The organism is Pedobacter sp. ASV1-7, from assembly GCF_040203335.1.
Classification (GTDB): Bacteria; Bacteroidota; Bacteroidia; order Sphingobacteriales; family Sphingobacteriaceae; genus Pedobacter.
On sequence record NZ_JBEHBV010000001.1, the window covers coordinates 637,199 to 656,445 of the forward strand.

Genomic DNA, 19,247 nt, shown 5'->3' on the forward strand with positions numbered 1-19,247 from the left:
TCTGATAATTAAAACTCAATATTTAAACTAACACCAAAAGATCTCGTTGATGGGAATTGCCCAATCTCTATACCTGGCAATACCTGTGCACTATTCAGTGTGGCGGTTTCTGGATCGAAGAGTGGGAATTTTGAGAAAATCAATAGATCTCGACCAGTAAGTGCTATGCTTGCATTTTTTATGGCATGCCATTTTATGTACTTCTTTGGCACTTTATAGCTCACACTAACTTCTCTTAGTTTTAAAAATGAAGAAGAGAATAAATTGGATTCCATGACAGTATAATTATAGTATTGAGCATAGTACAAAGCAGCAGGAACTCTGGTTGTATTTGCAGAGAAGCTACCGTCAGCATTTTCTACCACGCCTTTCCCAATAATGCCATTTTCGCGACCAGGAAGAGAGTTGGTCAGCTTGCCACCAAGGGATAGGGTAGCGTGCGAATAAGACATCATTTTACCGCCCACTCTTGCATCAAGCATAACAGAGGCGGTAACACCTCTCCAGCTTACGCTGTTTTTTAAACTGGCTGTAAAATCGGGGTTGGTATTGCCCCAGTTTTGAATCTCATCAGTATATACCGGCAAACCATTTTTAAAGATCATTTGTCCATCAGGAGAACGTTTAAATCCAAGGCCATACAATTGTCCTAATGCTTTACCTTCTTCTGCAACTAAGTATAAATTTGCCCATGAAATCTGATATAAATTTAATTTGTTCTCAGCGCCTAATGCAGATGCAACATCTACGACCTTATTGCGATTGGCTGCAAAGTTCACATTTACGTCCCATTTTAAGCCGCTATTGCTTTGAACAGGTGTTCCTTTTAGCTGAATTTCAATCCCTTTGTTTTCTACTTTACCCACATTAGTCATTGCTGAAGTATACCCACTTGATGGTTCAACTGGCAAATTGATAATCTGGTTGCGTGTACTTCCTTTATAAATTGCTACATCTAAACTCAATCTGTTTTTAAATAACCTTAAATCAAAACCGGTTTCATAAGCGTCAGTAAACTGAGGTTTTAAATTTGAATTCGGCATTGTTCCGGGAGTAGTTAAAGAACCTGGGAAATCTGTCTGTCCATAGTTATTTAAGAAAGCATAAGGACTTTTTGAATCTACACCAGTCGAAGCAAAGGAACCGCGTACTTTAGCAAAAGAAATCCATTTTGGAAGCGTTAGTATTTCTGTTAGCAATAAGCTTGTATTTACACTTGGATAAAAGAATGATGAATTGTGAATAGGTAGGGTAGAAGACCAGTCGTTACGCCCAGTTAATTCCAGGAAGATTTTGCCTCTATAATCGAAATTAGCAAAACCATATAAACTGTTCACCATAAATTTCTGTCTGTCACTTCTTGGAACAACAGGATCGCGACTATTGGCAATGTTATAAACACCAGGTAATGTTAACCTGTCGGCCATCATATTGTCGTATTTATAGTCGTTATAACGTTGATTTCCGCCAACACTAACTGTGTACTTGATTCTTCCAGGTAAGGTGTTTTTATATTTCAGTAAGAAATCCGTATTGGATTCAATGCGGAATACATTCTGTTGTCTATACATACCTTCTTTCCAGCGGTAAGTACTCTGTGGACGTTGTTGAGAACGGAATTCGTAGCTCATGTCGGCTCCGGAGCGTAAACTGAAATCAAGATTGTTATTTATTTGCATGCTTGCCTGTAAGCTTCCTATCATGTTATGGCGGTCACTGGCATTCGTCATTTCATAGGCAACAACATAAGGGTTGTCTAAGCCACTCCAGAATGGAGAGAACTCCTGGATGTTTTCCAATCCTGGCATCCATCTTTGTTTATACCAGTCTATGTTCACATTGGGAACCTGCTGAATCATGAAGTACATAACTGTTTGGTTATTGTACCCCTGACTTGGAAGGTTATCTGTAAATTTGCGGGTATAGTTTGCTTTTCCGTTTAATGTAATGCGGGAAGATATTTTACGGTTTCCTGATAGTGAAAGTAACATACGTTCGAAACCAGTATTTGGAATAATCCATTCGTTTTTATGATATGCTGCAGATGCCCTGAACCCTTCTCCTGCTATTGCAACAGAGTTATACTGTGTTATGGCGGGTTTAAAAAATCCTGAATAGGCTTCTTTATTCGCTACCCATGGTACACGCTCTGTTCTTGGTGCTGTAATAGGGTTTGAATACATATCTGTATCATAAGGCGAATGAAACTGGAAATAAGGTTGCCCTAAGAAACGTGGTCCCCATGCTCCAGTTGTTCCTCTGGTGCTATTTCCGTCAACACTATTTAAGTATGAATACCAGTTTTGTCCAACTGTACCTTGTCCATATTCGAATTGATAATCTGGATAATTGTTGACTTCATAATAAGTGAAATGGCTGCTGACATAGATACCTAGCCCAGGTGTTTTTTTGCCAGACTTTGTAGTAATAATAATTGCTCCATTAGAAGCTCTTGAACCATAAAGTGCAGCAGCACCAGGGCCTTTTAAAACAGAAATGTTTTCAATGTCTTCAGGATTGAGGTCGGTTAATGAGCTGCCAAAATCAACTGGACTATCAGAGCCGATAATAGGTCCGTCTCCTGTTCCGGTTTGTGAACTGCTGATCGGGATACCATCTACCACAATCAGTGCGCCGCTGCCTCCTAAAGCAAGTACATTGTCACCTCTTAAAACAACATCACTTGTGCCTAAAGGACCACCAATCTTGTTCAGGTTTAAGCCTGCTACTTTACCGGATAACGCATTTAGCCAGTTGCTTGTTGGTGAATCGGAAACTTCTTTTCCATCTATTTTTTGTGCTGCGTAACCTAGCGCTTTTTCTTCTCTTTCAATGCCGAGTGCAGTTACAATTACTTCGTTGAGTTTTTTGGTTTCGGGTTGTAGACGTATATCAATAGTTGTGGTTTTGCCGGAAGTGATCTTGACTTCCTTCCGGGTTTGTGTAATAAAGGACATGTATCGTATTTCTACGGTATAAGTGCCAGTAGGGAGAGATACATTATATACTCCATTGTTATTGGCCAACACGGTACGTTTAAGTTCTATAACATGTACTGTTGCTCCAGGGATTGGTTCTTCTTTTTCATCTAAGATTTTACCTGTAAGCAGACCTGGTGTTTCCTGTCTGATACTTACCGTGGGCTTAGCCGCAGATTTGGGTATTGGGAATACCGTGATTTGTTTGCCGATAATCCTATAGGTAAAACCAGACTCTTTAAGTGCAATATCCAGAATTTCTGATACTGCTTTTTGAACAAGGTTTAAGTTAAGTGCTTTGTTATTGATTTTTGCGATGTATGCTTCCTCGTAAAAAATCCTATAATCACTCTTTTTTTGAATCTGTTCAAAAACCTCAGTTATTTTCGCGTTTTTTATATTTATAGTAAGCTTCTGTGAATAGGACTTTCCATATACAGTAAGAATACTTATAAACGTTAAGATGGTGACAAGCTTGATCATGTGCAATAGGAGCTTATATCTTCTTTTCAGAAAATGTTGGCTTATGCCTGTTTTTTGCATAATTTAGGTGATTGTTTTAATTAATTGAAACGGTTAATTAAATGAATTATGGGTGGAAGATGTTAGCGCATCTTTCGCCTTTTTATTAAATATTCTATTTATTCCTGGTTATTTATCTTTCTTAGCAACCACCCCCTTTCTGTCTTTAATGAATGGTAACCAGTTGTTAATGCGATGATTTCAATAACTTCTTTTACATCATTTTGCAAGGTTAAACGCCCTGAAAAATACCTGTTTTCTTCATTGTCTTCCAGTATTACAGGTACATTGTAATATCTTTCCAAGGTTTTAAGGAGATTTTGAAGCGGTTCGTTACGGAGAAACAAGTAACCTGATTTCCATGAGGTCTGTATTTCAGTGTTTACTGTATGGATGTTAAACTGACTTCCATTTTCATAAGAGGCCATTCGTCCGGGAATCAGACGAGCTACATTTTTGTTATGTTCGGCAGATAGCTCTACACTTCCCGTTACCAACGTGGTTTTTAAGTTTTTTTCATCTGAATAGGCCCTTACATTGAAAGAGGTGCCTAGTACTTTTACATCAACATCTTTAACATATACATGAAAAGGTTGTTTTTTATTATGTGATACCTCAAAAAAAGCTTCGCCTTGTAGATATACTTCTCGTTTGCTGCCCTTAAAAGCATTTGGGTAAACCAGACGTGATCCCGAATTGAGCCAAACCCGACTACCGTCGGCTAATAACACATCAGCCCGACGGCCATAGGGAACAACAAGTGTACTGTAACCATGCTCATCCATTTTTAGTTTTTGATCAGCCCGTTTTTCTGAATTGTTATTTATAAGCAATTCATCTCCTTTATAAGCGATTCCCGCATTTTCTTTTAAAGTGAAACTGTTGCTTTTATCCATTATGAGGTGCGTTTCTTTAAGCCCCTTTATATTGATGTTTTCTGAAGTTGCATATTGTAACAAGTCTTTCTTGCTATCAGTTTCTTTTATACTCAACTTAAATAAAATACCAATACTGATTAGAATGATAATTGCGGCAGCGGCTCTTAAGAAGACCAAAGTTCTGGTTCTTCGCTTTTTATCAATTGTTATTTTAGTTAACAGGCTGTCTTTTAGGTTTGTGTTTTTGTCAGTCCAAGCTGAAAAAGCTCTTCCGTCATCTTCATTTAGCTGTTCATACCAATCTTCTACCTGTCTGCGTTCTTCTTCGGAACATTGACCATTCAGATATTTCTTTACTAGTTTTTCTAATTGATGTTTCACGGCTTTATTGGCTTATATACAAAGAGACAAAGCGAGCTGACCTAAGTACTATTGATAGTCTTTATTTATTTTGCAAGATTAAACAAATCAGGATAATCAGATATGATTCCGTCAACGCCCATACTTTTTAACTTTTTAATACCATCAAGATCGTTAACAGTCCAGGGAATAACCTTGATTTTTTCATCATGACAAGCTTTTATTAATTCGGGTGTAACTATATCATATTGAGGACTAAATATATCTGGTTTAAAACCCAGACTTGCTATATGGTCTTTTATTGATTTTGTATTTGACTTAAATACCAGGAAGGAAGTTTTAACGCCGGGATAGCGGGAATGAATTATTTTTAATGCATTTACATCAAATGATTGAATCATGGTCCGGCTTTTTATGCCTTTATCAAGTATAACCTTCATTGCCAGATCTACAAATTCGTTTACTGGAGGGTGACCTTTCCCTTTGTATTCAGGATTAGTTTTAATCTCCATGTTGTAGTAAATAGTGCGTTTCTTAATTTTAGCATAAGCCTCTGTCGAGTCTATTAGCTCAGATAATAAAGGTTTATAAGCCGCCATTTTTTTCTGTTTAGGGAAATCAGGATGTGGTTTAAGGCCTACATCATATTTGCGGATGCTATCATATGACATATTGTACAATAATCTTGAATAACCATCTTTGGAAGTCATCTCCTTCCCTTCTGGCGTAGTGCAGAATTTAAAACCCATGTATGAATCATGAGAAACCACTACTTTTTTATCTTTTGAGATCTGAAGATCCATTTCTAGTGTCTTTGTTCCTAAGTCAATGGTATGGTACATGCCTTGGATTGTGTTTTCGGGCATTAGGCCTCTGGCACCACGGTGTCCCTGGGAATCAAATTGAGTAGCTGACGGTTTGTTTTTTTTACTAATACTGCATGATGCCAATACAAGCAGAGCTAATAAGCTGCAGATACTGTTTCTAAATCTCATATTCTTATTTGGTTTTTGTTGGTATGTTTATTTCAAGCATTACAGGGAAATGGTCTGAAGGATAAATACCTTTCAGCATGTCTGTAAGTATACGGTAGCTCCTGACTTCTATTGCAGGGTTAAGAGAAACAAAAAGGTGATCTATACGATTGGAGCCGGTAAGGTCTTGATTGTAACCATTATAGGTTGTCATCTCACTATTTCTGCGGTTTTTTGCCAGATGATAGCTGTCTTTTATAAGACCTGAGTTATTTAGCGTGGCGTAGTTGGCATGATGCTGATTCAGGTTAAAATCTCCTGTTGCAATTACAGGGTAGTCATTAGCGATTTCCTTGATTTTTGTAAGCAACAACTGTACACTTTCCTGACGTGCTTTAACACCTTTATGATCTAAGTGGTTGTTGAAAAAATAGAATTCTGTGCCACTTTCTTTTTCTTTGAATTTTGCCCAGGTACAAATTCTCATGGAGAAAGCATCCCAGCCTTTACTCGGAGTATCAGGGGTCTCAGAATACCAATAGGTGCCCCAGTCTAGTACTTCAAATTTATCCTTCTTATAAAAAATAGGGGTGTAATGCCTGTTTAAAATATCCGTGCCACCTAAGATGTTGATACCAATATAAGTGTAGCCCGGGATTAATTCCAGTATCCCATTGATCTGGCTAAGGTATGGCTCTTGTGCGCCTACAATATCGAACTGATATTTATTAAATACTTTGGCTACACCTGGTAATCTTTTAACCCAGGTGTTTACTTTGTCTTTAGAATTGTCGTACTGAATATTAAAACTGGCAACTTTAAGCAGTTCAGACTTTTTTGAACTTTGTGCCATTGTAGAAAACTGACTTAGAAGACATATAAAAAAAATAACAGCAGTTGATCGTCTCATTCTTATAATTAGTTTATTGGTTCTTTGTATAAAGAGACAAAGCCATTATAGGATGGTACTATTAGAAGAATAAAAATAGTTGAACTTTTGTTAAAAAGCTTTTTAGTCTTTTAGTAACGGTGCTGAGTTGATTTTTAATAGTTTGTTCTGAGGTTTTTAATTGCTCAGATATTTCGGAAATAGACAGGTTTTGTTCCTTTCTTAAAGTCCATACGGTACGCATTTTTTCAGGTAGACGATTTATTTCATTGTTTACGAGTTGAGGTAGATCAAGGATTTCCATTTTGCCCTTAAACTCATGGTCTTCTTCTGAATAGGTGTTTGTATAAATCACCATGTTTTTTTCACGAGTGCTGGCCTGGAGGAGGTGATTTAGAATATGATTTCTTAAAGCAGTAAACAACCATGCTTTAAATGATGTCTTAACATTTAAGGAGGTTCTTTTTCTCCAGAGAGAAGAAAAGAAATCCTGAAATACGTCATCTACATCGTCCTTGTTTTTTAGTTTTTTGTAGATAGTATAATAGACAGCTTCAGAGTAACGGGAATAGATTATTTCAAAGGCTTTGATAGAACCCTCGTTAATTTCTTTAACTAATTGAATGTCTTCTTTCTCGCTGTTCATTGGACGCCTAAATTAAATAAAGTCCTTGAAGCTATGTTTAACATCATGTTAACAAATAAAACATGAATGCCTGCTCTCCTTTATTTCGGTTTTTATATTTGGTTAATCGAAAAACGAAACATAAAGCAAGTATAAGAAATATAAATCGAAATGAAAGAAACAATTTGATTGACTTAAAACCAGTGTGAATGAATGGTTGTTGACTTGAATTTATACATTTTGACTGGAAATAATTGCATAGTTGGGGCGTAAAAAAAAACCGTTTCCAGGTTATAGAAACGGTTTTTCTTGGTGGGAGATGAGGGGTTCGAACCCCCGACCCCCTCGGTGTAAACGAGGTGCTCTGAACCAGCTGAGCTAATCTCCCTTGGTTGTGCTTTTTTTATTTTGAAACAGCTAAGCGGCTGTTTTGGTAGTGGGAGATGAGGGGTTCGAACCCCCGACCCCCTCGGTGTAAACGAGGTGCTCTGAACCAGCTGAGCTAATCTCCCTTTGGTATGTTCTTTTGTTTCTTAAAAACCAGCTGAACTTTGCTGTAATTCTTTATCAAGGATCCCCTCGATTTGGGATTGCAAATATACATCCTTAAATCATTTTTGCAAAAAAAGATGAACTTTTTTATGAAAGAACATCTTCTAATATCTGATGTGAGCGAATGTCTCCAAAAGAAGCTGTGTGTAAGGTGTAGTAAACCAGTATTTTATCAAGTATGCTTCGTCTGGTTTGGTTTTCCATATTTATTTCATTTATTTTTTCAAAAGGCATGGAAAATAAAGAAATGAAGAGCAGAGCATCGGATTTATTAAGAAAATAAGGGTGGACAGGAATTGACGATTTAAATTCACCTTCCTGTAAATCGAAATAACTTTGATCGCTCTTGGTTTGTGTACTTGGTGCAAATCCTAAAAAGCGGGAAAGCTTAAGTAGGAAAGCAAGGTGGAAATTTACATTCAATTCTTCAGATTCATCAAACCAGCATACTGAATTAAAGATGAAATCGAATAAATACTCATCTGTAGTTTGTTGACGGATACTTTTATATAGTACCTCATTTAAAAAAAGAATGATAGTACTTTTAATGATATCATAAGGAATGCTCCTAAAAATAGGAGCAGGCCTAAGTTCAGAAACGCGTTGTATGCTTGTATTGCTTTTGTAATAAACAATCATTTCAACCAGATGTAAAGGTTGCAGCATATTCATTCTGATTTTTGCCTTTGGTTTTTTTACCCCATTAATCATGTACGATTGTATGCCAAACTTCTCTGTGAAAATTTGTACAACAACACTACTCTCGCTGTATAAAGTTGTTTTTAAAACAATACCTCTGGTTTTATGCAGCATATTGAAGTATTTTTGGAATAAAAATAACCAGACCTATACCTGCTGCAGTAATGGCCGCAATAAGTACAGCGCCTGCTGCCACATCTTTAATGATTTTTGCTTTTGGATGTATCTCAGGGGAAACAAGATCTACCAATTTCTCTATTGCAGTGTTGAGCAGCTCAGCCATTAAAACAATTCCTATGGAAGCAATGATCCACAACCATTCTGAATAAGATAGTTTAAACCAATAACCTGCTAAGCTAACTACGAAAGCGCTAAGGGCGTGGACTTTGAGATTAAGCTGGCTTTTAAAAGCATAGACCAATCCGGCAAATGCATAGCTAAAACCTTTTATAAACTTCCTCATATCCTCTGAATTGCTTGCGATAACTATATTATACAAAGTAACTCATGCTTTCTTACATATCCAAGTTTCCATAAAACGTTTACCTTTGCTCAATTTCATAAACGAATGTCTGTAGAAAAAAACATCCTTCATCCTAGAAATAAACACCGGTCCAGATATGATTTTCCTGAACTGATTAAAAGTTTGCCTGATTTATATCCATTTGTAGCTACCAATGTTCATGGTGATGAGTCTATAGATTTTTCTAATCCTTTAGCGGTAAAAATGTTAAATAAAGCTCTTTTAAAGCATTTTTATGGAGTTTCGACCTGGGATATTCCTGCAAATTATCTTTGCCCGCCTATACCCGGCAGAGCTGATTACATTCATTATATAGCAGATCTGCTTGCAGAAAGTAATGGAGGTATAATTCCCAGAGGGAAACACATAAAGGGTCTGGATATTGGAGTAGGAGCAAATTGTATTTACCCGATTATAGGCCATCAGGAATATGGGTGGAGTTTTGTAGGTTCAGATTTAGATCCCATAGCAATTAAGTCTGCCAGAGCTATTATATCGGTTAATCCACAATTGAAAGATGAGATAAGCTGCAGGCAGCAACATAATAAGCAGCATATTTTTAAAAGTATTGTTAAACCGGGAGAGCGGTTTGATTTTAGTATGTGTAATCCACCATTTCATAGTTCTGCTGTAGAAGCGCAATCTGGTACCCGGAGGAAGCTGCATAATCTGGGTAAACAAAGGGGGAAAGAACAGGTACTTAATTTTGGCGGACAAGGAGCTGAATTGTGGTGTGAAGGTGGGGAAGTTGCCTTTGTTCGGAGAATGATTGAAGAAAGTACAGCTATTGCAGATCAGTGCTTATGGTTTAGTAGCCTGGTTTCAAAAAGCGCAAGCCTGCCTTTCATTTACAGCGCTTTAAAGACTGCAGATGTAGCCCGGATAAAAACGATTGAAATGGCACAAGGACAGAAAATAAGCCGTTTCGTAGCCTGGACTTTTATTGATTAATCAAGCAATAAAGGCTCGTCATCCTCATCTGTTAAACTTAACTGTATATTGTCTGTACCTGCAATGCCCTCAATAGATCCGCGGATGTGGGTTGCATTTAGCATTACTTTTTCCAGTTGCTTCTCTCTGGCTTTCCATAATCTTTCCATAGCATCACGTTCTTTTTGGATAGACAATTTCATACTCATGAAGCCTTCTCTGATGGCTTTCCATTGCTCAGAAAACTCCCTGCTCGTTAGATAGTCATAAAGCATATGCATCTTATCCCCACGATTTTCCTGTGATTTAGTTGCACTGAAAAGTTTAACTATGCCATCCCTAAGGATATAAGAAACAGCCTTTACTTCATCAAAGGAGCAAATCCATACCCCGTCTTTTTCTCCGAAACAGTCCATTCCTTTAGGGTAAACCTGGGTTACAATTACAGCGACATCAACACCCATACTCCGCATATCTTTTTTAAGTTTCTCAATCCATTCCATCGAGAAGTCTTTTGTACGTTTACTTTCGTAAATGATTTTGCCGCAGTCCTGGCCAAACTGATTACGTACATGATGTACACAATCGGCACCACGAACACCCTTTCCAACTTCTGTTACCAGATCGAAAGGGAAGGCGTTACGTAAAAGTTCTTCTAAGATAAGTTCCTGTACTTCGCCTTGTAACTGCATAGAACCTTGTTCGGCTTTCCGTTTCATTTCTTCAGCAAGTTTCTTCTGGTCATCAAGTTGTTTTTCGAGCTCTTTTACACGTAATTGATGCTCAGTATCTTTTAAGCTTGTTTTTTCTGCTTCCTGTTTACGAATCTGTTCAACCATTTCTCCTCGCTGCTCTTGTATCTTGCGTTGAATTTCAAGTTCCATCTCAGCTTCTTTCTCTTTCATAGCCTGTTCTTTCTTTAAGAAATCCAGCTCCTTTGAACGAGCAAGTTTTAGTCTTTCTTCATTTTCTTTATTGGCATTGTCTAACATTTGTAGCTTGTTCTCAAAGTCAGAGGCGATGCTTTTACGTAAGTTTTCTTCAAGAACTTTTTGCAATTGTTTCTTTTCAGCTTCCATCTTTTCTTCAAAAAGCTGAGCCTGCTTCTTTTTTTCAAATTCAAATGCCTGCTCCTGCTGCTTTTGCTGTTGAGCAAACTCATTCAGTTTTTTACTGTATTCCTCGTCCTTTTGTTTGGTAAAAGAAACCATCTTTTCACGAAGATCTTTTTTATACTCTTCTGCCATCACTTCCTCTATGGGGAAGACGTGGGAACAATTAGGACATTTTATCTCTGTCGACATATTATTTATTGGAATTAAAAGGAGAAACAGTACAAATCTAATATTATCTCTTTACAAAGAGACTTTCAGCAAATTTCATCGATACACTTCTGGGCTCTTGGTTTTCAATCTGGATGCTTAAAGAGCCATCAAAGTCTATTACTTCCAGAACTTTAATTTTTGTGCCTATAGTAATATTTAATTTTTCAAGATATTGCAAAAATGTAGTAGAAGTGTCTTTAACGGCTACAACCTGACACCTCTCTTCTACTGTGATTTCGGCCAGTAAAACCCTATTAATTATGGGGAAATCACCATTGGCTTTAGGAATAGGATCACCATGAGGATCAAAATCAGGAAAGTCAAGGAATTCTTCTAGTTTATTTACAAGTTTTTCTGATTGGATATGTTCTAGTTGTTCAGCTACTTCATGCACTTCATCCCAGCTAAAGTCCAGTTTTGCATATAAAAAGGTTTCCCATAAACGGTGTTTCCGTAAGATAGACATCCCCTTTTTTCTACCCAGTTCAGTTAACAGAATTTTGCCATATTTCTGATAATTTACCAAATCTTTCTCCTTCAGTTTTTTAAGCATGTCGGTAGCTGTTGCTGGTTTAACTCCTAGATAGGCTGCCATTTCATTTGTGCCTGCTTCAGGGCGATCTTCATTTTTGAAGCTCAGCATCAGTAATGCTTTTAAGTAGTTTTCTTCGGTATAAGATAGCATGTACAAATATAAAATAATAAATAATTCAATTAACTTTATAGCATGATTTACCGTACAACGTATCAAGCCGCCAAAATTATTGCACCAAAAGTGGAGGCAATATTTTCACAGTATCTGGCGACTGCTACTGAAAATGGTGAGGAGGATTTGGCACCATTACCAATGACTAATGTGGTCGAAGCAATAATTGATGCTGCTTTTTGGGCCAGTCTTAGAAAAGAAGAGGGACACTCTCCTAAAATATCTTTAGCTTTTTTGCCACCTGAACAAGCGGGTAATCCTTTGCTTTTTAAACAACGTTTACAATTAAATCCAGGAACATTAACTAAAATAGCTCCAGGCGTAGAACGGGCAGGGATACATTTGGGTATTTGGATGGAAGAGGGAGAGCTATATGTATGGGGAACAACGGTAAGTATTCCTAATTTTTGCTTTGTCTTAGATGTCTCAGAACCAGCCTTACTAGTTATCAAGCACCGTAGAATTTATGGTTTTGGAAAATTCACAAATATTGCTGTGCTTAAAGGCGATCAGGTAAAAATGGTGGATGGCGACCATACGAATTTGCCCGATTGTCCGCCAATGCTCTTATCTTTGCTTGATCTTACTGCTCCCTCATATTGGAATGATTCCGTGAATGTAATGATTCAGCTAGCTGTTTCTATGCGTGCACATGGTCGAGGAGGTACACTGCTTGTTGTACCGACTGTAAATAACAATTGGTTGCAATCTATTATTAAGCCTATTCAATATGCTGTAATGCCATCATTTACAGGATTGTCTAAACTGTTAAAGCAGGATAGAAAAGAAGCTAGTCAGATTTTCTGGCAAACGGCTTTAAGACGCGAGGTGGAGCACTTGTCTGGATTAACTGCAGTTGATGGTGCAACAATTATTAGCAATGAGTATGAACTGCTTGCTTTTGGTGCTAAGATCGGTAGGGCAAAAGGTAAAGAAAATATCGATGAATTATCTTTCTCTGAACCTATACTGGGTGGAACTGGGGAGGTTATGCATCCTGCTAAATTGGGTGGCACCAGGCATCTTTCTGCTGCGCAATTTGTTCATGACCAAAGAGATGCTACAGCTTTGGTTGCTTCACAGGATGGACATTTTACTATATACACATGGTCTCCGCAACAAAGTAGGGTACAAGCTCATCGCATCGACACTCTTTTACTTTAAGAAAAAATAATAGCAGCGATAATAACGCCTAGAATAAGAGTAAGCATGACAATACGGTCTACATTAATCCACTCCTTATGGGTTATCTGATACTCCGATCTTTCTGTTTTCTCTTTCTCCGTTGCTTTATTCGTGCTCTTCAAATGTTCAGAATAATCTTCCTTTCGCCTTGCGAAAATCTGAAAGATCGAATAGTGTTTGACTAACATATTATTGAAATTTTTAGTAGATGTATTTGAAAGAAAGCAAATTGTGAGCCAGAATATATCAATACTAAGAATTGTTAATAAATTGATCTTACCTTTCTTTTTCTAATGTTTTTAATAAGTTAAATGAAATTGATGTTAAATTATTTATCTGTATATCAGTTATTTATTGATAATTTTTGAATTTTTATAGTACTATGTATTGCATATTACTGTAGAAAACATATAACTTTGTATTATGATAGCAGAAAATACGCAAACGCAAATGCGAAAGGGCATACTTGAATACTGTGTGCTGCTTATAATATCAAGAGGTGAAATTTATGCTTCAGATATTATCGCCGAACTGAAGCAGGCTAAGCTTCTGGTTGTTGAGGGGACGCTTTATCCATTGCTTACCAGATTAAAAAATAATGGTTTACTGAGCTATAACTGGGTAGAATCGACCTCTGGTCCACCTCGTAAATATTACATACTTACAGATACAGGAAGAGGAATTTTAAAGCAATTGGATGCCACCTGGGAAGAGCTTTCTTATGCTATTAATACATCCAGGAAAGAAGCAGATAAAGAATCTAAAAAACCGACTAATCAAACAGAATCATGAAGAAGACACACAATATAAATATAGGCAACTCCATCGTTCATATTGAGGAAGATGCTTATGAAATGCTCACCAATTATTTGAATGAGGTAAAACATCATTTCTCAAAAAGTGCGGATGACTTTGAGATTGTAACGGATATAGAAAATAGAATTGCCGAGATGTTTGCCGAGATTTTGGCAGCACAACAAAAGCAGGTGATCAATATTGAAGATGTTCAGTCTGTGGTAAAACAGATGGGTTCAGTAAAGGATTTTGAAAATTTAGAAGAGACTGAAGGAGAACCTGAATTTTCAAGTCATTATAATTCTATCAGGAAATTATATAGAGATACCGATCGGGCAATGGTTGCTGGTGTTTGTTCTGGACTTGGTCATTATTTAGATATTCAAACTAAATGGATTAGGCTATTTGCCTTTTTGAGCATTTTTATATTCGGAGCTGGTTTATTGGTTTATATTATTTTTTGGATTATGGTTCCTAAAGCCACAACCAGGATAGAGAAAATGGAAATGCTTGGCGAGGAAACTAATCTCAGAGGTTTTGCTAATACACATTTGCAGCCGTTTGCAGAACAATCGCGCGGCTTTATTGCGGGCTTTATTCAAGGTATTGGTGAATTTATACAAGGTACAGGAAAGGTGATTTTTAAATTCATTGTTGGAGGTATTATTGCTTTCGCTTCATTCTTCTTGTTAGCTTTAATTGTTGTATTGGCTATATTTTTAGGACTATGGAGTTCTGATATACAAAATTATTTTCCAATCAGCATGGTTAACCAGGAATACCTTTTTCCTATGTCCATAGCTGCATTTATTATTCTATTTGTTCCATTACTAGGCCTTATCTTATTTTCAATACGTGTGGGTTTTAATGGTCGGCCTGTTAGTAAAGTGTTGTCTTACGGATTATTGTTAGTCTGGATAGCTGGTGTATTCACTGGAATATTTTATGTAGCAAGAGTGTCTACTGAATTTAAAGAAGGGGCTGAATTTGCACAAACTACACCTTTGAACAGTTTTCCGGTTTATTCGCTGAATATTAACAAAGCAAGGTACTTTACAAAAGAAGATAGCTTAAACTATCGTATTGATGCAACACGCTACAAAGGCAGAAAAATAATGTCTAGTCTGGACGATGACTTCAATATGCCCAGGAGTATTAGCTTCAGAATGGAAAAGAGCTTAGATGGGAAGGTGTCTTTAAATACAGCATTTAAGTCAAGAGGAAAGACTTTTGAAGGTGCCTTGAAAAATGCTCAGAGCATTCATTATGACTTTTTACAAGAAGGAGCGAATCTTAATTTTAACCCAATATTACATATCCCAAAAATGGCCAACTGGCGCGGACAGGAAGTCGTTCTTGTTTTAAATATTCCAGTGGGCACGGAAGTTAGAATTAGTAAAGAGTTTAATCATTATCTGAATGGATATAGTTATTGGAACTGTGAACATGATGAGGGGTCTCAATATACCTCATGGATTATGACTGAGACAGGTGTCAAATGCAAATTTGAGAAACAGGAAAATGATAATTAACGAACAAAGGGGCAAGCTGCCCCTTTGTTCGTTTGTAAATATGTCAGTTTTGTTTATTTAACTGTATAACGATAAACAAATCGACCTATATTACCATCTTTATCTACACCTTCAATAACTGCTTTGTAAGTACCTTTCCCATCAGCATTATAATATTCTAATGATAGGCCGCCAGTTGCATTTGTAACTACTTTGGGATTCCAGTAGATAGTAGATCTTAAATCATTAAAATTGTATGTCGCAGCTGCATTTACATATTTTGGAGCATAAAATTCCCGTTGTTTGCTATAGCCTTTCGGACTAAATTTCAATAGACTCGGATCTGGAATAAGTTTCTTGAAATCTTCCATGCTCATCTTTTCACCTTTAGGTATTTTCTTCGTATTAATAACCAATACACCGTTAGTATTATACATTCTGTTCACGGTACCCAATTCATCTTTTGTAAATACCTCTACGTTTTCTACTTCATTAGATTGTACACTTGAAAGTCCTAAGTAGTCAATCGGCATGCCGTTCAGAAAAATCTGTACAGGTACTCTGCTACCTTGCTGGTAATCCCTGTTTACATAAAAGTTATTCTCATAGAAGATTAAACCTGTAGCCATGGTTTGCAAACATAAAGCAAGCATATTGCATCCTTTAAATCGTTCACCTTCTATCAATGTGCCTGAAATAGAGCTCAGCCCTGATAAAGCAGGGTGGTCAGCATGACTTGGTCTTTTAGCTTTAGCACCCTCAATTTTAACTTCCTTAAGTTGACGTAAATAGCTGTACTGTCTTTTACTATTGTTTAAGTAAGCTGACATTGTACTGTCTATATTGGTTACTTCTTCAGCTTGATGAGGGTTTTTAGTTAATTGAGGAGCCGGCTGACCATCTAATATAATCATCAGGTTATTCCCATTTGGATTGTGTTTTGCACTGATCACTACCTCAGAGGAATCTGGTATATTCAGGTTCTGAAAGGTGAAAATACCAGATGGACTACTTAAAGTTTCTACTCCAATGCGTGTGCCTGGAACGGTTAAACGTAGGTTTCCTTTTCTTATGGGCATACCTGTACGGTCTCTTAATGTACCGGTAAGGGTCATACTTTGTTCTGGTAGAAATGTAAGTGGAGTTTTTTTGTCTGATAAAATTTCCTTGTAACTATATCTTCTAAATCCTTGAGTCAGTAATAATACATCCAGGTCAGCCAATTTCTTTGCATTGGTTTTGTTGAAGTAATAATTGGGTTTTTCTATATAACCTTTCAGGTCAGAGGTAAGTAGTAATGAGCTTAAAATGGTAATTTCTGAGTTCTCATCAACAGGTACTTTTTGCTCATCGGTAACTGAGATTGAGAAGTTCCCCTCAGCAAACTGGGCACCGTCTTTTGCCGTTACAGCAAGCTTTACTTTCTGACGAGGTTTGTAAGTAGTTAGATCGCTCTTTAATGAAAGTTTAATTGAATTAGGTTGATAATTAAAAGCCAGTCTTTCACTTATAGGTTCCCCTGTTTCATTAAATAAGGTAATTTGTACAATGCCTGCCGGGAATTTGTCTTTAGGTAATTTGGCCGAGGTTACTTGCGAATTCAACTTTGTTTTAGCTGCATAGTAAATAACAGCACCATTGGTGGCCACTATAAAAAGGGTTTTATTCTTATTAGCTTCAAAATAAGCATCATTAGCAACTATTTTTAGATTAAAGACTAAAGAATCGGTATTGCTTACCTGGGCAGCTATACCGGAAGAGATGGCTTTTGGCAAATCGAAACTTTTGCTGAAGCCATCTTTAAAGGTAACATTGGCTTTATAAGTCTTTCCTGCTTCTGCATTCATATAGAAGGATCCCATTCCGAGGTGACTGGAACTGAAGTCAATCAATTTATTTCCTGCATTATCAACTATAGAACCTTTTAGATCAACTCCAGCTCCATTTTGCTTTAATGCTTTAAAACCAACTCTTGACGCAATTCCATTAATGAGTTCACCTCCTTCTGGAAAAAATTGAACATCGTACTCTGCCGAAGTGCTGGGTTTGAAGGTAAATGAACTTGTTAATATACTTTTATCTACCATGGTAATCTCTGTAATCAGTTCACCATTTTTGATTTTATCAGCTCTTCTTGGATCTATTTTTATCCTTAAGAAACCATTTTGGTCAGTAACACCTTTTCCTTTAGCGACCTCATCGTAATTAGATAGCGCTTTCCAGGTTACCGCCTTTCCTGCTTGAACAACATTGTCGCGATTTTTAAATTGTAGAACTACATCTATCACCTGGCTTTTATCTGTTTCAGTAGTTTTAAAACTAAAATGTGTATTCAGTTGCTTTTCAATAGCTTCACCTATTGCGATGGTTTTGCTAAAAAAGTAATCGTCACTAAAGTTTAGCATCCACCTGGTATAGGCTTTTATGTAATAATTTCCTTGTTGATAATTACTGGGATTGAGGGGTACATTTCCTGTAGCTATGCCTCCAACAACAGGGAGTTTGAAGGTTTGTACCAATGAGTCTTTGCTACTCATAATGTCTACATAAACAATTTTACTCAATTGTGAAGGTACATTTTGTTCCATGGTCAGATAAGCCTTAAACCACATCGTGTCAGCAACTGAATAATAAGGTTTATCAAAATGAAGATATACTTTTTCTACGGGACGTTCATCCGATAGCTTTTTTGTTTTCTTTAAAATATTATCTAAAACAACACTGTCCTGTTGTGCAAAGGCTGAAAAATCAGCTGCAATGATAACAAATAGGAGTGCGATAGCCAAATTTATGAATCTCATCAAAATGTTTATATACGATTAATATTGCTAATATATTCATTTATGAAATGAATCGCTTATCATGCTCGCATCTTTAACATTTTTTGACAGTTTATATTTAGATTTTTGGAGTTGTTGGTTTTTTAAAAAACGAGGCTATTCAAGAAAGCATAATACTTATTGAACAGCCTCGTATCATAATTAAGGTATGAAAGGCGACCTTAATTCAATTCAGTTACAAAATCTTGTAAAGGAGTACGAACCTTTTTAAGATTTACTAACCAATCTCCTGCATCGTCTCTGTAACCTAGAGGAAGAATTGTCGTGCTGCGTAATCCAAGTTCTTTTAATCCAAGTAGCTCATCTACTTTTGCTGCTTCAAATCCCTCCATTGGTGTAGCATCCACTTTTAAAAGTGCTGCTTCGGCAATAGCTACTCCAAAGCCTATGTAAGCTTGTTTTGCTGCATGATGAAAATGCTCTTCAGCCGTCATTTCTGAGAATTTTCCCAAAAGACCATTTAAATATGCCTCTGTAGCAGAGTCTGGCACTCCTCGTTCTGCATTAGCGTGAGAAAATACTCCTCTTACGCGTTCTTCTGTATAACCATCCCATGCTGCAAAGACCAATACATGAGATGCATCAGTAATTTGTTGCTGTCCGTATGCTACGTTTTTGATTTTTTCCTTTAATTCCGGTTCTGTGATTACAAATATTCTAAATGGCTGTAAACCAGATGAGGTAGGTGCAAGGTGAGCAGCAGAAATAATCTGTTCAACTTTGTCCTGAGGAACTGGTGTACCATTCATTTTTTTAGTGGCATAGCGCCAATTAAGTGCTTCTATTAAACTCATAATCTATTGTTTATATCTTTCTTTCTAAATTTTTTACACTATTTTAATTGAAATAATAACAGTGTTAGCAAAGATAAATATGTTATTATAATGAGTGGTAATAATATTGACGCTTATGACTTTTAAATGAAAATTATTCTTTTTATTATGCTTGCATAGTT

At 36.8% G+C, this 19,247-nt stretch carries 16 protein-coding genes and 2 tRNA genes; 4 read left to right on the forward strand and 14 right to left on the reverse strand.

Going from position 1 to position 19,247, the window contains the following annotated elements; translation table 11 throughout:
* Nucleotides 1-8: 8 nt before the first annotated feature.
* From ABDJ41_RS02785 to ABDJ41_RS02825, 9 genes are all read right to left on the reverse strand, one after another.
* On the reverse strand, nt 9-3,461 hold the full coding sequence (locus ABDJ41_RS02785; protein WP_349784219.1) for a SusC/RagA family TonB-linked outer membrane protein: 3,453 nt from the start codon (nt 3,459-3,461) through the stop codon (nt 9-11).
* A 158-nt stretch (nt 3,462-3,619) separates the two neighbouring features.
* On the reverse strand, nt 3,620-4,759 hold the full coding sequence (locus tag ABDJ41_RS02790) for a FecR family protein (RefSeq protein ID WP_349784220.1): 1,140 nt from the start codon (nt 4,757-4,759) through the stop codon (nt 3,620-3,622).
* 65 nt (nt 4,760-4,824) lie between these two features.
* Entirely contained in the window at nt 4,825-5,733 is a 909-nt protein-coding gene (locus ABDJ41_RS02795; protein ID WP_349784221.1) for a glycerophosphodiester phosphodiesterase family protein, read from the reverse strand.
* A 4-nt stretch (nt 5,734-5,737) separates the two neighbouring features.
* Nucleotides 5,738-6,622, reverse strand: a complete 885-nt coding sequence (locus ABDJ41_RS02800) for an endonuclease/exonuclease/phosphatase family protein (protein WP_349784222.1) — start codon at nt 6,620-6,622, stop codon at nt 5,738-5,740.
* A gap of 61 nt (nt 6,623-6,683) precedes the next feature.
* Nucleotides 6,684-7,247: an RNA polymerase sigma factor gene (locus tag ABDJ41_RS02805; RefSeq protein WP_349784223.1), complete on the reverse strand. Its 564-nt coding sequence runs from the start codon at nt 7,245-7,247 to the stop codon at nt 6,684-6,686.
* 289 nt (nt 7,248-7,536) lie between these two features.
* Nucleotides 7,537-7,614: transfer RNA gene (locus tag ABDJ41_RS02810), tRNA-Val, on the reverse strand.
* 49 nt (nt 7,615-7,663) lie between these two features.
* Nucleotides 7,664-7,738: transfer RNA gene (locus tag ABDJ41_RS02815), tRNA-Val, on the reverse strand.
* 127 nt (nt 7,739-7,865) lie between these two features.
* Nucleotides 7,866-8,591, reverse strand: coding sequence for a DNA repair protein RecO (recO, locus tag ABDJ41_RS02820; protein WP_349784224.1), 726 nt, complete (start codon nt 8,589-8,591; stop codon nt 7,866-7,868).
* Complete coding sequence (locus ABDJ41_RS02825; RefSeq protein WP_349784225.1) at nt 8,581-8,940, reverse strand: diacylglycerol kinase family protein; 360 nt, start codon at nt 8,938-8,940, stop codon at nt 8,581-8,583. The genes recO and ABDJ41_RS02825 overlap by 11 nt, the downstream gene beginning before the upstream one ends.
* Nucleotides 8,941-9,045: 105 nt before the next feature.
* Between ABDJ41_RS02825 and rlmF the strand changes: the two genes are divergently transcribed.
* Nucleotides 9,046-9,951 (forward strand): 23S rRNA (adenine(1618)-N(6))-methyltransferase RlmF, encoded by a 906-nt coding sequence (rlmF, locus tag ABDJ41_RS02830; protein ID WP_349784226.1) that lies wholly within the window; start codon nt 9,046-9,048, stop codon nt 9,949-9,951.
* On the opposite strand, the gene ABDJ41_RS02835 is transcribed toward rlmF, so the two are convergent.
* The gene (locus ABDJ41_RS02835; RefSeq protein ID WP_349784227.1) at nt 9,948-11,177 is read right to left on the reverse strand and encodes a DUF2130 domain-containing protein; all 1,230 of its coding nucleotides are present in this window, start codon (nt 11,175-11,177) and stop codon (nt 9,948-9,950) included. The two genes, rlmF and ABDJ41_RS02835, sit on opposite strands and share 4 nt — an antisense overlap.
* 100 nt (nt 11,178-11,277) lie before the next feature.
* Nucleotides 11,278-11,940, reverse strand: a complete 663-nt coding sequence (locus tag ABDJ41_RS02840) for a metal-dependent transcriptional regulator (protein ID WP_349784228.1) — start codon at nt 11,938-11,940, stop codon at nt 11,278-11,280.
* Nucleotides 11,941-11,982: 42 nt separating this feature from the next.
* Between ABDJ41_RS02840 and ABDJ41_RS02845 the strand changes: the two genes are divergently transcribed.
* The gene (locus tag ABDJ41_RS02845) at nt 11,983-13,125 is read left to right on the forward strand and encodes a putative sensor domain DACNV-containing protein (RefSeq protein WP_349784229.1); all 1,143 of its coding nucleotides are present in this window, start codon (nt 11,983-11,985) and stop codon (nt 13,123-13,125) included.
* On the opposite strand, the gene ABDJ41_RS02850 is transcribed toward ABDJ41_RS02845, so the two are convergent.
* Nucleotides 13,122-13,334, reverse strand: coding sequence for a hypothetical protein (locus ABDJ41_RS02850; protein ID WP_349784230.1), 213 nt, complete (start codon nt 13,332-13,334; stop codon nt 13,122-13,124). The genes ABDJ41_RS02845 and ABDJ41_RS02850 overlap by 4 nt on opposite strands.
* A gap of 235 nt (nt 13,335-13,569) precedes the next feature.
* Here ABDJ41_RS02850 and ABDJ41_RS02855 point away from each other — a divergent pair, with 235 nt between their 5' ends.
* Both ABDJ41_RS02855 and ABDJ41_RS02860 read left to right on the forward strand, forming a co-directional pair.
* Entirely contained in the window at nt 13,570-13,938 is a 369-nt protein-coding gene (locus ABDJ41_RS02855; RefSeq protein ID WP_349784231.1) for a PadR family transcriptional regulator, read from the forward strand.
* Nucleotides 13,935-15,473 carry a PspC domain-containing protein gene (locus ABDJ41_RS02860; RefSeq protein ID WP_349784232.1) on the forward strand — a complete coding sequence of 513 codons (1,539 nt, stop codon included), beginning with the start codon at nt 13,935-13,937 and terminating at the stop codon, nt 15,471-15,473. Before ABDJ41_RS02855 ends, ABDJ41_RS02860 begins: the two co-directional genes overlap by 4 nt.
* Before the next feature lie 53 nt (nt 15,474-15,526).
* On the opposite strand, the gene ABDJ41_RS02865 is transcribed toward ABDJ41_RS02860, so the two are convergent.
* Both ABDJ41_RS02865 and ABDJ41_RS02870 read right to left on the reverse strand, forming a co-directional pair.
* Nucleotides 15,527-18,253: a carboxypeptidase-like regulatory domain-containing protein gene (locus ABDJ41_RS02865; RefSeq protein ID WP_349784233.1), complete on the reverse strand. Its 2,727-nt coding sequence runs from the start codon at nt 18,251-18,253 to the stop codon at nt 15,527-15,529.
* Between the two features lie 200 nt (nt 18,254-18,453).
* Nucleotides 18,454-19,086: a nitroreductase family protein gene (locus tag ABDJ41_RS02870; RefSeq protein ID WP_349784234.1), complete on the reverse strand. Its 633-nt coding sequence runs from the start codon at nt 19,084-19,086 to the stop codon at nt 18,454-18,456.
* Between the last annotated feature and the right edge of the window lie 161 nt (nt 19,087-19,247).

Excerpts from the sequence above, each read along its gene's own strand:
- ABDJ41_RS02795 (WP_349784221.1), bottom strand. The coding sequence starts at position 5,733 with ATGAGATTTAGAAACAGTATCTGCAGCTTATTAGCTCTGCTTGTATTG.
- ABDJ41_RS02840 (WP_349784228.1), bottom strand. The coding sequence starts at position 11,940 with ATGCTATCTTATACCGAAGAAAACTACTTAAAAGCATTACTGATGCTG.
- rlmF (WP_349784226.1), top strand. The coding sequence starts at position 9,046 with ATGTCTGTAGAAAAAAACATCCTTCATCCTAGAAATAAACACCGGTCC.
- ABDJ41_RS02835 (WP_349784227.1), bottom strand. The coding sequence starts at position 11,177 with ATGGCAGAAGAGTATAAAAAAGATCTTCGTGAAAAGATGGTTTCTTTT.
- ABDJ41_RS02865 (WP_349784233.1), bottom strand. The coding sequence starts at position 18,253 with ATGAGATTCATAAATTTGGCTATCGCACTCCTATTTGTTATCATTGCA.
- ABDJ41_RS02825 (WP_349784225.1), bottom strand. The coding sequence starts at position 8,940 with ATGAGGAAGTTTATAAAAGGTTTTAGCTATGCATTTGCCGGATTGGTC.
- ABDJ41_RS02850 (WP_349784230.1), bottom strand. The coding sequence starts at position 13,334 with ATGTTAGTCAAACACTATTCGATCTTTCAGATTTTCGCAAGGCGAAAG.
- ABDJ41_RS02870 (WP_349784234.1), bottom strand. The coding sequence starts at position 19,086 with ATGAGTTTAATAGAAGCACTTAATTGGCGCTATGCCACTAAAAAAATG.
- ABDJ41_RS02860 (WP_349784232.1), top strand. The coding sequence starts at position 13,935 with ATGAAGAAGACACACAATATAAATATAGGCAACTCCATCGTTCATATT.
- ABDJ41_RS02845 (WP_349784229.1), top strand. The coding sequence starts at position 11,983 with ATGATTTACCGTACAACGTATCAAGCCGCCAAAATTATTGCACCAAAA.
- ABDJ41_RS02800 (WP_349784222.1), bottom strand. The coding sequence starts at position 6,622 with ATGAGACGATCAACTGCTGTTATTTTTTTTATATGTCTTCTAAGTCAG.
- ABDJ41_RS02805 (WP_349784223.1), bottom strand. The coding sequence starts at position 7,247 with ATGAACAGCGAGAAAGAAGACATTCAATTAGTTAAAGAAATTAACGAG.
- ABDJ41_RS02785 (WP_349784219.1), bottom strand. The coding sequence starts at position 3,461 with ATGATCAAGCTTGTCACCATCTTAACGTTTATAAGTATTCTTACTGTA.
- ABDJ41_RS02855 (WP_349784231.1), top strand. The coding sequence starts at position 13,570 with ATGATAGCAGAAAATACGCAAACGCAAATGCGAAAGGGCATACTTGAA.
- recO (WP_349784224.1), bottom strand. The coding sequence starts at position 8,591 with ATGCTGCATAAAACCAGAGGTATTGTTTTAAAAACAACTTTATACAGC.